Here is a 12,472-nt window from a genome sequence, read left to right on the forward strand (position 1 = left end):
GAGAGACCGTCACCATGTCTACCAAGCACACGCTCTCCGTCCTGGTGGAGAACACCCCCGGCATCCTCGCCCGGATCGCCGCGCTCTTCTCCCGTCGCGGCTTCAACATCGACTCGCTCGCCGTCGGTGTCACCGAACACCCCGACATCTCCCGCATCACCATTGTGGTCAATGTCGAGGACCTGCCCCTGGAGCAGGTGACGAAACAGCTCAACAAGCTGGTCAACGTCCTGAAGATCGTCGAACTTGAGCCCAGCGCTGCGATCCAGCGCGAGCTCGTTCTGGTGAAGGTGCGTGCCGACAACGAAACGCGCTCCCAGATCGTCGAGATCGTCCAGTTGTTCCGCGCCAAGACCGTCGACGTCTCGCCCGAAGCCGTGACCATCGAGGCCACCGGCGGCGCCGACAAGCTGGAGGCGATGCTCAAGATGCTGGAGCAGTTCGGCATCAAGGAGCTCGTCCAGTCCGGGACGATCGCCATAGGGCGTGGCTCGCGGTCCATCACCGACCGCAGCCTGCGGGCCCTGGACCGCACGGCCTGAACCCGCCCCCTCGCGGTGTTCGTATCGCGAGACTCAAAACTTCCCGACGCATCCCCACCGTACGGTGGGACGCAACACCAGCACACCAAGGAGATATCCCAGTGGCCGAGCTGTTCTACGACGACGACGCCGACCTGTCCATCATCCAGGGCCGCAAGGTCGCGGTGATCGGTTACGGCAGCCAGGGCCACGCCCACGCGCTGTCGCTCCGTGACTCGGGTGTCGACGTCCGCGTCGGTCTGCACGAGGGCTCCAAGTCCAAGGCCAAGGCCGAGGAGCAGGGCCTGCGCGTGGTCACGCCCGCCGAGGCCGCCGCCGAGGCCGACGTCATCATGATCCTGGTCCCGGACCCGATCCAGGCCCAGGTCTACGAGGAGTCCATCAAGGACAACCTGAAGGACGGCGACGCGCTGTTCTTCGGCCACGGCCTCAACGTCCGCTTCGGCTTCATCAAGGCCCCCGAGGGCGTCGACGTCTGCATGGTCGCCCCCAAGGGCCCGGGCCACCTGGTCCGCCGCCAGTACGAGGAGGGCCGCGGCGTTCCGTGTATCGCGGCCGTCGAGCAGGACGCGACCGGCAACGGCTTCGCGCTCGCGCTCTCGTACGCCAAGGCCATCGGCGGCACCCGGGCCGGCGTCATCAAGACGACCTTCACCGAGGAGACCGAGACCGACCTCTTCGGCGAGCAGGCCGTGCTCTGCGGCGGCACGTCCGCGCTGGTCAAGGCGGGCTTCGAGACCCTCGTCGAGGCGGGCTACCAGCCGGAGATCGCCTACTTCGAGTGCCTCCACGAGCTGAAGCTCATCGTCGACCTGATGTACGAGGGCGGCCTGGAGAAGATGCGCTGGTCGGTCTCCGAGACCGCCGAGTGGGGCGACTACGTCACCGGCCCCCGCATCATCACCGCCGACACCAAGGCCGAGATGAAGAAGGTCCTCACGGAGATCCAGGACGGCACCTTCGCCAAGAACTGGATGGACGAGTACCACGGCGGTCTGAAGAAGTACAACGAGTACAAGACCCAGGACGAGAACCACCTCCTGGAGACCACCGGCAAGGAGCTGCGCAAGCTCATGAGCTGGGTGGACAACGAGGAGGCGTAAGCCTTCGGGCCGACGGGGCCGGACATCGCGTCCGGCCCCGTCGCTGCCATGGACAACCAGTCCAACCCCATCGGGTGATCCTTCCTCCACGGCGGAGAACCCCGACTTGAGCACCACTACACTGCTGCTCAATACATCGCGTCAGGCCCACAGCGTCGTGCGTCTTCCACGCGGCTAAGCGACACCGCCTGCGGCCGTCGGGACGGCCGTCCGCATTGGACTTGTGAGGACTCACGTGAGCTCGAAACCTGTCGTACTCATCGCTGAAGAGCTGTCGCCCGCCACCGTCGACGCACTCGGTCCGGACTTCGAGATCCGGCACTGCAACGGGGCGGACCGCGCCGAACTGCTGCCCGCCATCGCCGACGTGGACGCGATCCTGATCCGCTCCGCGACGAAGGTCGACGCCGAGGCCGTCGCGGCCGCGAAGAAGCTGAGGGTGGTCGCCCGCGCGGGCGTCGGCCTCGACAACGTGGACGTCTCCGCCGCCACCAAGGCCGGCGTGATGGTCGTCAACGCCCCGACCTCCAACATCGTCACCGCCGCCGAGCTCGCCTGCGGTCTGCTCGTGGCCACCGCGCGCAACATCCCGCAGGCCAACACCGCGCTGAAGAACGGCGAGTGGAAGCGGAACAAGTACACCGGCGTCGAGCTGAGCGAGAAGACCCTCGGCGTCGTCGGCCTCGGCCGCATCGGCGTTCTGGTCGCCCAGCGCATGTCGGCCTTCGGCATGAAGATCGTCGCGTACGACCCCTATGTGCAGCCCGCGCGCGCCGCGCAGATGGGCGTCAAGCTCCTCACCCTCGACGAGCTGCTCCAGGTCGCGGACTTCATCACCGTGCACCTGCCCAAGACCCCGGAGACCCTCGGCCTCATCGGCGACGAGGCGCTCCACAAGGTCCAGCCGCACGTCCGGATCGTGAACGCGGCGCGCGGCGGCATCGTCGACGAGGCCGCGCTGTACTCGGCGCTCAAGGAGGGCCGCGTCGCGGGCGCGGGCCTCGACGTGTACGCGAAGGAGCCCTGCACGGACTCCCCGCTCTTCGAGCTCGACCAGGTCGTCTGCACCCCGCACCTGGGCGCCTCCACCGACGAGGCCCAGGAGAAGGCGGGCATCGCGGTCGCCCGCTCGGTGCGCCTGGCCCTCGCCGGCGAGCTGGTGCCGGACGCGGTCAACGTCCAGGGCGGCGTCATCGCCGAGGACGTCAAGCCGGGTCTGCCGCTCGCGGAGCGCCTGGGCCGGATCTTCACCGCGCTCGCGGGCGAGGTGGCGGTCCGCCTCGACGTCGAGGTGTACGGCGAGATCACCCAGCACGATGTGAAGGTGCTCGAACTCAGCGCGCTCAAGGGCGTGTTCGAGGACGTGGTGGACGAGACCGTCAGTTACGTGAACGCCCCCCTGTTCGCGCAGGAGCGCGGCGTCGAGGTCCGGCTCACCACCAGCAGCGAGTCCCCGGACCATCGCAACGTGGTCACCGTGCGCGGCACGCTCTCGGGCGGCGAGGAGGTGGCGGTCTCCGGCACGCTGGCGGGCCCCAAGCACCTCCAGAAGATCGTGGCGATCGGTGAGTTCGACGTGGACCTGGCGCTCGCCGACCACATGGTCGTCCTGCGCTACGAGGACCGCCCGGGCGTCGTCGGCACGGTCGGCCGGATCCTCGGCGAGGCCGGGCTGAACATCGCGGGCATGCAGGTCGCTCGCGCGGAGGAGGGCGGCGAGGCGCTCGCGGTCCTGACCGTGGACGACACCGTGCCGCAGCCGGTGCTCACCGAGCTCGCGGAGGCGATCGGCGCGGCCTCGGCCCGCTCGGTCAACCTGGTGGACTAGCCCGACGAGGTCCGTCCCGCTTACTTCAAGCCGCGTACCCGGCCCATAGACGCTTGTCTTAGACATCCGTCTGTGGGCCGGGTACGCTGCTGTGCATGGGACACCGTGAGGATCTGCTCGAAGGCGCCAAGCGCTGCCTGCTGGAGAAGGGCTTCGCGCGCACGACCGCGCGGGACATCGTCAAGGAGTCGGGGACGAATCTGGCGTCCATCGGCTACCACTACGGATCCAAGGACGCGCTGCTCGCGCAGGCCTACATCGCCCTGGTGGAGGGGGTCTCGGTCGCCTTCGAGGGCCCCGCGCAGGCGACGGCCACCGAGCCCGGCTCCCTGGAGCGCTTCCAGGAGGTCTGGTCGAACATCATCGCCACCATGGAGCAGCCCGGCTCGATGTGGCACCTCAGCATGGAGATCATCGTCATGGGCGACCAGCTGCCAGGGGTGCGCGACCATCTGGCGCAGGCTCAGCGCGAGGGCGCGCGCGGCATCATCCCCATGTTCATGGGGGGCGAGGAGGCCGAGGTCGGCGACGACGACGTCGACACGCTCGGCAAGCTCTATATGACGATGATGATGGGGCTCATCGCCCAGTGGACCTTCGACCCGGGGACGGCGTCGAGCGCGGCCGAGCTGACCGAGGGGCTGCGGCGGCTCATCGCGTCGGCCGGACCCCAGAAGCCGCCACAGGCCTGACCGGCCCGGGGGCGGCCGTCACAGGCGTGACGCCTTCAGCGCCATGTGCAGCAGCAGCCGGTCCTCGCCCTCGTCGAGGTCCAGGCCGGTGAGCTGCTCGACCCGGGAGAGCCGGTAGTAGAGGGTCTGGCGGTGGATGCCGAGCGCCGCCGCCGTACGGCCCGCCTGGCCCGCGCAGTCGAGGAACACCTCGGCGGTGCGGGCCAGTTCGGTGTGGGCCGGGGTGAGCAGGGCGCGGACCGCCACGTCGTGGGGCGCGGTGTCGGGGAGCGCGGTCAGCAGCCGGTACGGGCCGATCGCCGCCCACTGGGCGACCGGGCCGAGCCCCGGTTCGGCCCGGGCCGCCCGGGCCGCCGAGGCCGCCTCGTGCCAGGAGGCGGGCAGCTCGCCGAGGCCCCGGCGGGGCAGCGCGATCCCGGCGGCGGCGCCCGGCCCCGCCGTGGCGCGCAGCCGCTCGGCGGCGGTCAGCGCGGGCGCGAGCGCGTCCGGCGAGCGGAGCCGGACGAGCGCGCCGAGCACCTGGACGGGCGGGGCGTCCGATGGCCCGTCGGTCCCCTCCTCGCCGTGCGCCCCCCACGGCACCGCGCACAGCGCCGCCGTCCCGGGGACGGTCCGTACGGACGGTGTCTCCTGGGGCCAGGGGCTGACGCAGACCACCGCGTGCAGGCCGTCCGCGTCCGGGCCGAGCGCCGCGCGCAGGGCCGCCGTCGCCATGTCGCGCTGCCAGCCCCGCCCGGCGGTCAGGGCCGCCCGGAACTCGCGGGAGAGGTCGGTGCCCGCCTGTGCCTCGTCCGCCAGCAGGCCGCCGATGCGGGCGGCCACCTCCATCGCGGCGGTGAGGCGGTCCTCGGGCGGGCCCGGGTCGGCGTCCAGGAGCCATACGTAACCGAGCACCACGCCACGGTGGCGGACCGGCAGGCAGATGCGGCCCCGGTTGACGCCCGCCTCGGGGGCGGCCGGGATACGGACCGGGCCGGTCGCGCGGGTGATGCCGAACCCCTCGAACCAGGCGCGGACCGCCGGGGTGGAGCGGCGGGTGAGGATCGAGCGGGTGCGCACCGGGTCCATGGCCGAGTCGTCCTCGGAGTCGTGCGCGCCGAAGGCGATCAGCCCGAAGTCCCGGTCCTCCAGGGTCGCGGGGGCGCCGAGCAGCGCCGAGATCTCATCGACCAGGTCCTGGTAGTCGCCCTTCACGCAAGCCATTCTCGCGCATATCGGCGCCGCCTTCAGACATATGTCTGAGATGCGGGGCACGGATGCGTGACAGGTGTCGATGGCAGAGGATCGGAAGGATCCTTAGGTTTCACGGTGGTTCTCCGTGCCGTTCCCGGATCGTCGGGTTTCGGCCTTCTGCTACCCCTTTCCATGGAGGTGCCCCGTGCTGGGTCCCGTGATCCTCGCCGCGTCGCGCAGCGACAAGATGCGCCGTTTCATCTCGGCCGCACCCGGCACCAAGCAGGTCGTCGACCGGTTCATCGCCGGGGAGACGGTCGAGCAGGTCGTGCCGATCGTCAAGGACGCCGCGGGCAGGGGCCTGGAGGTCACCCTGGACGTGGTGGGCGAGGACATCACCACCGTGGAGCAGTCGTACGCCGCGCGCGACGCCTACCTCCAGCTCATCGAGCGCCTCAAGGACCTGGACCTCGGCACCCGCGCCGAGATGTCCGTCAAGCTCTCCATGTTCGGCCAGGCGCTGGAAGGCGGCCACGAGCTCGCTCTCGCCAACGTCCGCCCGGTCGTCGAGGCCGCCGCGGCCATCGGCACCACGGTCACCCTGGACGCCGAGGACCACACCACCCTCGACTCGATGTTCGCCATCCACGAGGAGCTGCGGAAGGACTTCCCGCAGACCGGCTGCGTCATCCAGGCGTACCTCTTCCGCACCGAGGACGACGCCCGCCGCCTGGCCGCCGCCGGCAGCCGGGTCCGGATCGTGAAGGGCGCCTACAAGGAGCCCGCCTCGGTCGCGTACCAGGACAAGGGCGAGATCGACAAGGCGTACGTCCGCATCCTCAAGATCCTGATGGACGGCGAGGGCTACCCGATGATCGGGTCGCACGACCCGCGCCTGATAGCCATCACCCAGGAGCTCGCGCGGCGCGCCGGGCGCAAACTGGACGAGTACGAGTTCCAGATGCTGTACGGCATCCGCAGCGACGAGCACGTCCGGCTCGCGGCCGAGGGCCACCGGATGCGCGTCTACACGGCGTACGGCACGGACTGGTACGGCTACTTCATGCGCCGCCTGGCGGAGAAGCCCGCCAACCTGCTCTTCTTCGCCCGCTCCATCCTCACCAAGGGCTGAGCCCACCACCCCTCATCAAGGAGTTCAGAGACTCATGGACGCTGTAACCCAGGTCCCCACTCCCGTCAACGAGCCGGTGCACGGCTACGCCCCCGGTTCCCCGGAGCGCGCGCGCCTGGAGGCCAAGCTCAAGGAGCTGGCCGAGAACCCGATCGAGCTGCCGATGACCATCGGCGGCGAGAAGCGGATGGGCGGCGGCGAGCGCTTCGACGTCGTGCAGCCGCACAACCACAAGGCCGTCATCGGCACGTTCGCCAACGCGACGACGCAGGACGCGCAGGACGCGGTCGACGCCGCGCTCGCCGCCGCCCCGGCGTGGCGCGCGATGTCGTTCGACGACCGCGCCGCGATCATCCTGCGCGCGGCGGAGCTGCTGGCCGGCCCGTGGCGCGAGACGCTGGCCGCGTCCACGATGCTCGGCCAGTCGAAGACCGCCCAGCAGGCCGAGATCGACACCCCGTGCGAGCTCGTCGACTTCTGGCGCTTCAACGTCCACTATGCCCGCAACCTGCTCGCCGAGCAGCCCCCGGCGAACTCCCCGGGCGTGTGGAACCGTATGGACCACCGTCCGCTGGAAGGTTTCGTCTACGCGATCACGCCGTTCAACTTCACGGCCATCGCGGGCAACCTGCCGACCGCCCCGGCCCTGATGGGCAACGTGGTCGTGTGGAAGCCGTCCCCGACCCAGACCCACGCCGCCGTGCTGCTGATGCAGCTCCTGGAGGAGGCCGGTCTGCCCAAGGGCGTCATCAACCTGGTGACCGGTGACGGCCTGGCCGTCTCCGAGGTCGCGCTGAACCACCGCGACCTGGCGGGCATCCACTTCACGGGTTCGACCAAGACCTTCCAGCACCTGTGGAAGACGGTCGGCACCAACATCGAGAAGTACCGCACCTACCCGCGTCTGGTCGGCGAGACCGGCGGCAAGGACTTCGTCGTCGCGCACCCCAGCGCCGACCGCGCGGTCCTGAAGACCGCCCTGACCCGTGGCTCCTTCGAGTTCCAGGGCCAGAAGTGCTCGGCCTCCTCGCGTGCGTACGTCCCGGCGTCGATCTGGAACGACGGCTTCAAGGAGGAGTTCGCGGCCGAGGTCGACGGCATCACCATGGGTGACGTCACCGACCTGTCGAACTTCATCGGCGCCGTCATCGACGAGCGCTCCTTCGCCAAGAACAAGGCCGCGATCGACCGCGCGAAGGCCGACGCCTCCTGCACGATCGTCGCCGGCGGCACCTACGACGACTCGGTCGGCTACTTCGTCCGCCCGACCGTCATCGAGTGCAGCGACCCCGAGAACGAGGTCTTCACGACCGAGTACTTCGGTCCGATCCTGGCGATCCACGTCTACGAGGACGCCGAGTACGACGCGATGTTGGAGCAGATGGAGTCGGTCTCCGACTACGCCCTCACCGGCGCCGTCATCTCGGGCGACCGCGCGGCGGCCGCGTACACGATGGACAAGCTCCGCTACGCGGCGGGCAACTTCTACATCAACGACAAGTCGACCGGCGCCGTCGTCGGCCAGCAGCCCTTCGGTGGCGGCCGCGCCTCGGGCACCAACGACAAGGCGGGCGCCCCCCAGAACCTGATGCGCTGGACGCTGACCCGCGCCATCAAGGAGACCCTGGTCCCGCCGACCGACTACACGTACCCCCACATGGGCTGACGCGCAGTCACCTTTGAACCCCGCCCCCGTCCTTGGTCCCCCAACCGAGGACGGGGGCGGTTTCCATTTCCCGGCTCCCGGGCCCCTCACAGCTTCCGTACGAGGAAGTCGTCGATCAGTGAGGCGATCTGGGCCGCGTGGGTCTCCAGGGCGAAGTGGCCGGTGGGCAGGAGGTGGATCTCCGCCTCGGGCAGGTCGCGGAGGAAGGCGAGCGCCCCGGCCGGGACGAAGATCTCGTCGTGGGCGCCCCAGGTCGCCAGGAGTGGCACCCCGCTGGTGCGGAAGTACTCCTGGAAGGCCGGGTAGAGGTCGAAGTTGGAGCCGTAGTCGGCCATCAGGTCGAGCTGGATGGCGTCCTGGCCCTCGCGCGCCATGAGCGCCGCGTCGTAGTGGTACGCGTCCGGGCTGACCAGCGAGGGGTCCGGAAGGCCGTGCAGATACTGCCACTTGATGCCCTCCAGGGAGCGGATCTCCCGCACGGGCGCCTCGGTCTCGGGTGTGCGCCCGGCGATCAGGGCGAGCGGCGCGTCCCAGGCCTCGCCCAGGCCCTCGGTGTACGCGTTGCCGTTCTGCGTGACGATCGCCGTGATGCGCTCGGGGTGTGCGAGGGCGAGCCGCAGCCCGATGGGGGCGCCGTAGTCCTGGATGTAGAGCGCGAACCGGGTGAGGCCGAGCTGTTCGGTGAACTCCTGTGTCAGGGCGGCCAGGTTGGCGAAGGTGTACGTGAACTCGTCGGCCGACGGCGCCGAGGAGTAGCCGAAGCCGAGGTGGTCCGGGGCGATCACGTGGTAGCGCGCGGCCAGCCGGGGGATCAGGTCGCGGAACATGTGGGAGCTGGTGGGGAAGCCGTGCAGGAGCAGCAGGGTGGGGGCGTCGGGCGACCCCGCCTCCCGGTAGAAGATCTCCTGGCCGCCGACGACCGCCGTCCGGTAGTGGATCCGCTCCGCGCTCATATCTAACCCCTCATACCCGCTTGACCGGTTGTCTTGGTGTGCGAGCAGCCAACCATGGGCTGGGCTAACCAGTCAAGTGCAGTAGAGGGGTTAGATGTGAGGGGTGAGGGGTGAGGGGTGAGGGGTCAGAACTCCACCAGTACCTGCTCCAGTGACTTCCGTACGAGATCGGGGACTTCGCAGCCCTCGGCCGGGTAGCCGACCGGGATCACCGCGAACGCCTTCTCGTTCACGGGGCGGCCGAGCACCTCGCGCAGGAACCGCATCGGGCTCGGTGTGTGGACGAGTGCGGCCAGACCGCTCTGGTGGAGGGCGCTCAGGAGCATCCCGACCGCGATCCCCACCGACTCGTCCACGTAGTAGTGCTTGTGCTTGGTGCCGTCCTCGGCCAGCCAGTACCGCTGCTCGAAGACCACGATCAGGGCCGGGGCGTCGGTGAGGTGGCTCTTCACGGCGTCCGTGCCCAGCGGGCGCAGCGCCGCCAGCCACTCCTCGCCGAGGCGCCCGTCGTAGGAGACGCGCTCCTCGTGCTCGGCCGCCTCCCGTATCCGCCGCCGCACCTCCTGGTCGCGTACGAGCACGAAGGTCCAGGGCTGCTGGTGCGCGCCCGAGGGGGCGGTCGCCGCGCAGGCGACGGCGTCCCGGACCGCCTGCTCCGGGACCGGGTCGGGGGAGAACTGCCGTACCGTACGGCGCCGGTGCATCGTGTCGCGCAGTGCCGCCGCCCGCTCAAGGGACTCGGCGGCGGGCATCCGGGCGGGGTTGTAGGGGACCGGGCGGTAGGGCTCGCCGTGGGTCGGGGTCCACTGCTGCTGTGTCGACGGTGACATGGAAGCGAGTCTGGAGCAGTCGCGCCCGGCGCGGAAGAACGCGAAGCGGCCTGCCACAGTGGGCGCATGACTGAGTCTCAGCACACCGCGCACACCTCGCAGCTCGGCCCGGACGGCCTGCCGAGAATCCGCGAACTGCTCGACACCGCCTTCGGCGGGGACTTCAGCGACGAGGACTGGGACCACGGGCTCGGCGGGGTCCACTCGTTCCTGGACGACGAGAAGGGGATCGCCGCGCACGGCAGCGTGATCATGCGCCGGGTGCTGCACGGCGGCCGGTCCTACCGGGTCGGCTACGTCGAGGCCGTCGCCGTGCGCGAGGACCGGCGCCGCCAGGGGCTCGGCGGGCGGGTGATGGCCGCCCTGGAGCACGTGATCGACGAGGCGTACGAGTTCGGCGCGCTCTCCGCCTCCGACGAGGGCGCCGCGCTCTACCGGGCGCGCGGCTGGCAGGTCTGGCCCGGGCGGATCGAGGTGCTGAGCCCGGACGGGGTGGTGCGCCTCGCCGACGAGGAGGGCACCACCTACGTCCGCCCGGCCGCGGGCGGGCCGCTGCCAGACCCCGCGCGGCCGCTGGTCTTCGACTGGCGCGACGGCGACGTGCTGTAACGCCGTTACAGACCCGCCGTTACAGACCCGCCGTTGCAGACCGGCCGTTGCGGACCTACAGGACGCCCGCGTCCCGTGCCGTCCACACCGACGGGTACAGCGGGCGGAAGCCCAGCTCGTCGCGGATCCGCAGGGTCGACACGATCGTGTAGAACGGGTCCGGGTCGGTGCGCTGCGCCAGCTCCGGCGGTACCTCGATCCCGTTGAGCTGGTGCAGCTCGACCGCCGTCACCGGGCTGTCGTCCGCGATGTTGTACTTGCGGCCCGCCACCCCCGGCGCGTACAGCAGCCGCATCAGACCCTGCGCCACGTCCGCGTGGTGCACCATCGGCAGCCGCTGGGCCGCGGCCCACTGCCCCGCCCAGTGCACCGAATAGGCCAGGTGCGGATCGCCCTCGCCGTAGACGAAGGCGAGCGCGCCCACGCGTACGTCCAGACCGTGCTCGCGGTGGAGGGCGAACAGGCCCTCCTCGGCGGCCGCCTTGGACTCCGCGTACGTCCCCCACAGCGGGCCGCCGGGCAGCGGCTCGTCGTCCTCGGTCAGCGGCCGCCCGCGCCCCAGCCCGTACGCCAGGTTCGACGACACCTGCACGAACCGGCTCACCCGTGCCTCCAGCGCCGCCCGGCCCAGCGCGAGCGCCGCGTCGCGGTTGACCGCGCGGTTCTCCTCGTCCGTCACATCGCGGTACGCCACCGCGAGGTTCACCACCGCGTCCACCCCGGCCAGCGCCTTGGTCACGGACTCCTCGTTCCGTACGTCGCCGACCACCACCTCATGGGCGCCGAGGGCGGCACCGCGCGCCTCGTCGCGCACCAGGACCCGCACCACGTCGGCCCGCTGGACCAGCCTCGGCACGAACCTACGGCCGACCTCGCCCGTCGCCCCCGTCACCAGAATCCGCATCATCCGCTCCTCTCGGTTGCCTGGCCCAAGCCTGGCGCCAAGTGGCCGACGGCGGGAGGGACGTCCCCATCCAGGGAGCGGGACTCCCTGGATACCCGCCGCGGCCACCGTCATGCTGTGGACGTGGACAGAGAAGAACTCGCGGACTTCCTGCGGCACTGCCGGGCCCGTCTCGAACCGTCGGACGTCGGCCTCGCGGCCGGGCCCCGGCGGCGGACGGCCGGGCTGCGCAGGGAAGAGGTCGCCCAGCTCACCGGGATGTCGGCGGACTACTACACCCGGCTGGAGCAGGCCCGCGGCTCGCGCCCGTCCCGGCAGATGCTGACCGCGCTGGCGCGGGCGCTGAGGCTCAGCCGGGACGGGCGCGATCACCTCTTCCACCTCGCCGGCGAGGAGCCGCCGCGCGAGCGGCACGGCTCGGTCCATGTGCGCCCCGGCCTGATGCTGATCCTCGACCGGCTGCACGACGCGCCCGCGCAGGTGATGAGCGACTGGGGCGAGGTGCTCGCCCAGAACGCGATGGCGGCCGCCCTGGTCGGCGAGTCCGCATCCGGCCGGAACATCATCCGCGGCTACTTCACCGAGGCGTCGCTGCGCCGCCTCTTCCCGCCCGAGGACCAGGCCGAGCACGCGCGCAGCCATGTCGCCCAGCTGCGGGCGGTGCTCGCGGCCCGCCCGGACGACCCGGAGCCGGCGGCGCTGGTGGCCGAACTGCGCGCGGTCAGCGAGGAGTTCTCGGCGCTCTGGGACGAGCACGAGGTGGAGACGCGGCACGCCAAGGTGAAGCGGTTCGTCCACCCGGTGGTCGGCCTCCTGGAGCTGGACTGCGAGGTGCTGCTGAGCTCCGGCGAGGGCCAGTTCCTGGTGGTGCACTCGGCCCGCCCGGGCACGGAGGCACACCAGCGCCTGGAACTGCTGCGGGTGGTGGGCCTCCAGGACCTGACGGTCGGCGGCTGACGGACAGCGGCTGACAGATGCCAAACAGTGGCTGTCAGGTATCAGATATCAGCCGTGGAGGGCGCGCCGCGAGCCGCCGGCGG

The 12,472-nt window shown here is 70.6% G+C and carries 12 protein-coding genes; 8 read left to right on the forward strand and 4 right to left on the reverse strand.

Going from position 1 to position 12,472, the window contains the following annotated elements:
* The first annotated feature begins 14 nt into the window (after positions 1–14).
* From ilvN to OG965_RS28455, 4 genes are all read left to right on the forward strand, one after another.
* The gene (gene ilvN, locus OG965_RS28440; protein WP_067164603.1) at positions 15–542 is read left to right on the forward strand and encodes an acetolactate synthase small subunit; all 528 of its coding nucleotides are present in this window, start codon (positions 15–17) and stop codon (positions 540–542) included.
* Positions 543–643: 101 nt separating this feature from the next.
* Positions 644–1,645 (forward strand): ketol-acid reductoisomerase, encoded by a 1,002-nt coding sequence (gene ilvC, locus OG965_RS28445; protein WP_371654898.1) that lies wholly within the window; start codon positions 644–646, stop codon positions 1,643–1,645.
* Positions 1,646–1,880: 235 nt separating this feature from the next.
* Positions 1,881–3,473, forward strand: coding sequence for a phosphoglycerate dehydrogenase (serA, locus tag OG965_RS28450; protein ID WP_371654899.1), 1,593 nt, complete (start codon positions 1,881–1,883; stop codon positions 3,471–3,473).
* Positions 3,474–3,568: 95 nt separating this feature from the next.
* Positions 3,569–4,165: a TetR/AcrR family transcriptional regulator gene (locus OG965_RS28455; protein WP_371654900.1), complete on the forward strand. Its 597-nt coding sequence runs from the start codon at positions 3,569–3,571 to the stop codon at positions 4,163–4,165.
* An 18-nt stretch (positions 4,166–4,183) separates the two neighbouring features.
* On the opposite strand, the gene OG965_RS28460 is transcribed toward OG965_RS28455, so the two are convergent.
* Positions 4,184–5,359 (reverse strand): PucR family transcriptional regulator, encoded by a 1,176-nt coding sequence (locus tag OG965_RS28460; protein ID WP_371654901.1) that lies wholly within the window; start codon positions 5,357–5,359, stop codon positions 4,184–4,186.
* Between the two features lie 184 nt (positions 5,360–5,543).
* Between OG965_RS28460 and OG965_RS28465 the strand changes: the two genes are divergently transcribed.
* On the forward strand, positions 5,544–6,470 hold the full coding sequence (locus tag OG965_RS28465; protein ID WP_371654902.1) for a proline dehydrogenase family protein: 927 nt from the start codon (positions 5,544–5,546) through the stop codon (positions 6,468–6,470).
* Between the two features lie 34 nt (positions 6,471–6,504).
* Complete coding sequence (gene pruA, locus OG965_RS28470; protein ID WP_371654903.1) at positions 6,505–8,136, forward strand: L-glutamate gamma-semialdehyde dehydrogenase; 1,632 nt, start codon at positions 6,505–6,507, stop codon at positions 8,134–8,136.
* Between the two features lie 86 nt (positions 8,137–8,222).
* Here pruA and OG965_RS28475 read toward each other — a convergent pair whose 3' ends face one another.
* Together OG965_RS28475 and OG965_RS28480 are read right to left on the reverse strand one after the other, a co-directional pair.
* Positions 8,223–9,089 carry an alpha/beta fold hydrolase gene (locus tag OG965_RS28475; protein WP_371654904.1) on the reverse strand — a complete coding sequence of 289 codons (867 nt, stop codon included), beginning with the start codon at positions 9,087–9,089 and terminating at the stop codon, positions 8,223–8,225.
* Between the two features lie 125 nt (positions 9,090–9,214).
* Positions 9,215–9,919, reverse strand: a complete 705-nt coding sequence (locus OG965_RS28480; RefSeq protein ID WP_371654905.1) for a nitroreductase family protein — start codon at positions 9,917–9,919, stop codon at positions 9,215–9,217.
* Between the two features lie 66 nt (positions 9,920–9,985).
* Between OG965_RS28480 and OG965_RS28485 the strand changes: the two genes are divergently transcribed.
* Complete coding sequence (locus tag OG965_RS28485; RefSeq protein ID WP_371654906.1) at positions 9,986–10,528, forward strand: GNAT family N-acetyltransferase; 543 nt, start codon at positions 9,986–9,988, stop codon at positions 10,526–10,528.
* 55 nt (positions 10,529–10,583) lie between these two features.
* On the opposite strand, the gene OG965_RS28490 is transcribed toward OG965_RS28485, so the two are convergent.
* A complete protein-coding gene (locus OG965_RS28490; RefSeq protein WP_371657086.1) occupies positions 10,584–11,432 on the reverse strand; it encodes an NAD-dependent epimerase/dehydratase family protein in 849 nt (282 codons plus the stop codon).
* 123 nt (positions 11,433–11,555) lie between these two features.
* Here OG965_RS28490 and OG965_RS28495 point away from each other — a divergent pair, with 123 nt between their 5' ends.
* The gene (locus tag OG965_RS28495; protein WP_371654907.1) at positions 11,556–12,389 is read left to right on the forward strand and encodes a helix-turn-helix transcriptional regulator; all 834 of its coding nucleotides are present in this window, start codon (positions 11,556–11,558) and stop codon (positions 12,387–12,389) included.
* Positions 12,390–12,472 lie beyond the last annotated feature (83 nt).

The sequence above is a fragment of the Streptomyces sp. NBC_00224 genome, assembly GCF_041435195.1.
Taxonomy (GTDB): Bacteria; Actinomycetota; Actinomycetes; order Streptomycetales; family Streptomycetaceae; genus Streptomyces.

Bases quoted from the DNA above. Each gene is read 5' to 3' on its own strand.
- ilvN (WP_067164603.1), top strand. From the start codon at position 15: ATGTCTACCAAGCACACGCTCTCCGTCCTGGTGGAGAACACCCCCGGC.
- OG965_RS28455 (WP_371654900.1), top strand. From the start codon at position 3,569: ATGGGACACCGTGAGGATCTGCTCGAAGGCGCCAAGCGCTGCCTGCTG.
- pruA (WP_371654903.1), top strand. From the start codon at position 6,505: ATGGACGCTGTAACCCAGGTCCCCACTCCCGTCAACGAGCCGGTGCAC.
- OG965_RS28475 (WP_371654904.1), bottom strand. From the start codon at position 9,089: ATGAGCGCGGAGCGGATCCACTACCGGACGGCGGTCGTCGGCGGCCAG.
- OG965_RS28480 (WP_371654905.1), bottom strand. From the start codon at position 9,919: ATGTCACCGTCGACACAGCAGCAGTGGACCCCGACCCACGGCGAGCCC.
- OG965_RS28485 (WP_371654906.1), top strand. From the start codon at position 9,986: ATGACTGAGTCTCAGCACACCGCGCACACCTCGCAGCTCGGCCCGGAC.
- OG965_RS28490 (WP_371657086.1), bottom strand. From the start codon at position 11,432: ATGCGGATTCTGGTGACGGGGGCGACGGGCGAGGTCGGCCGTAGGTTC.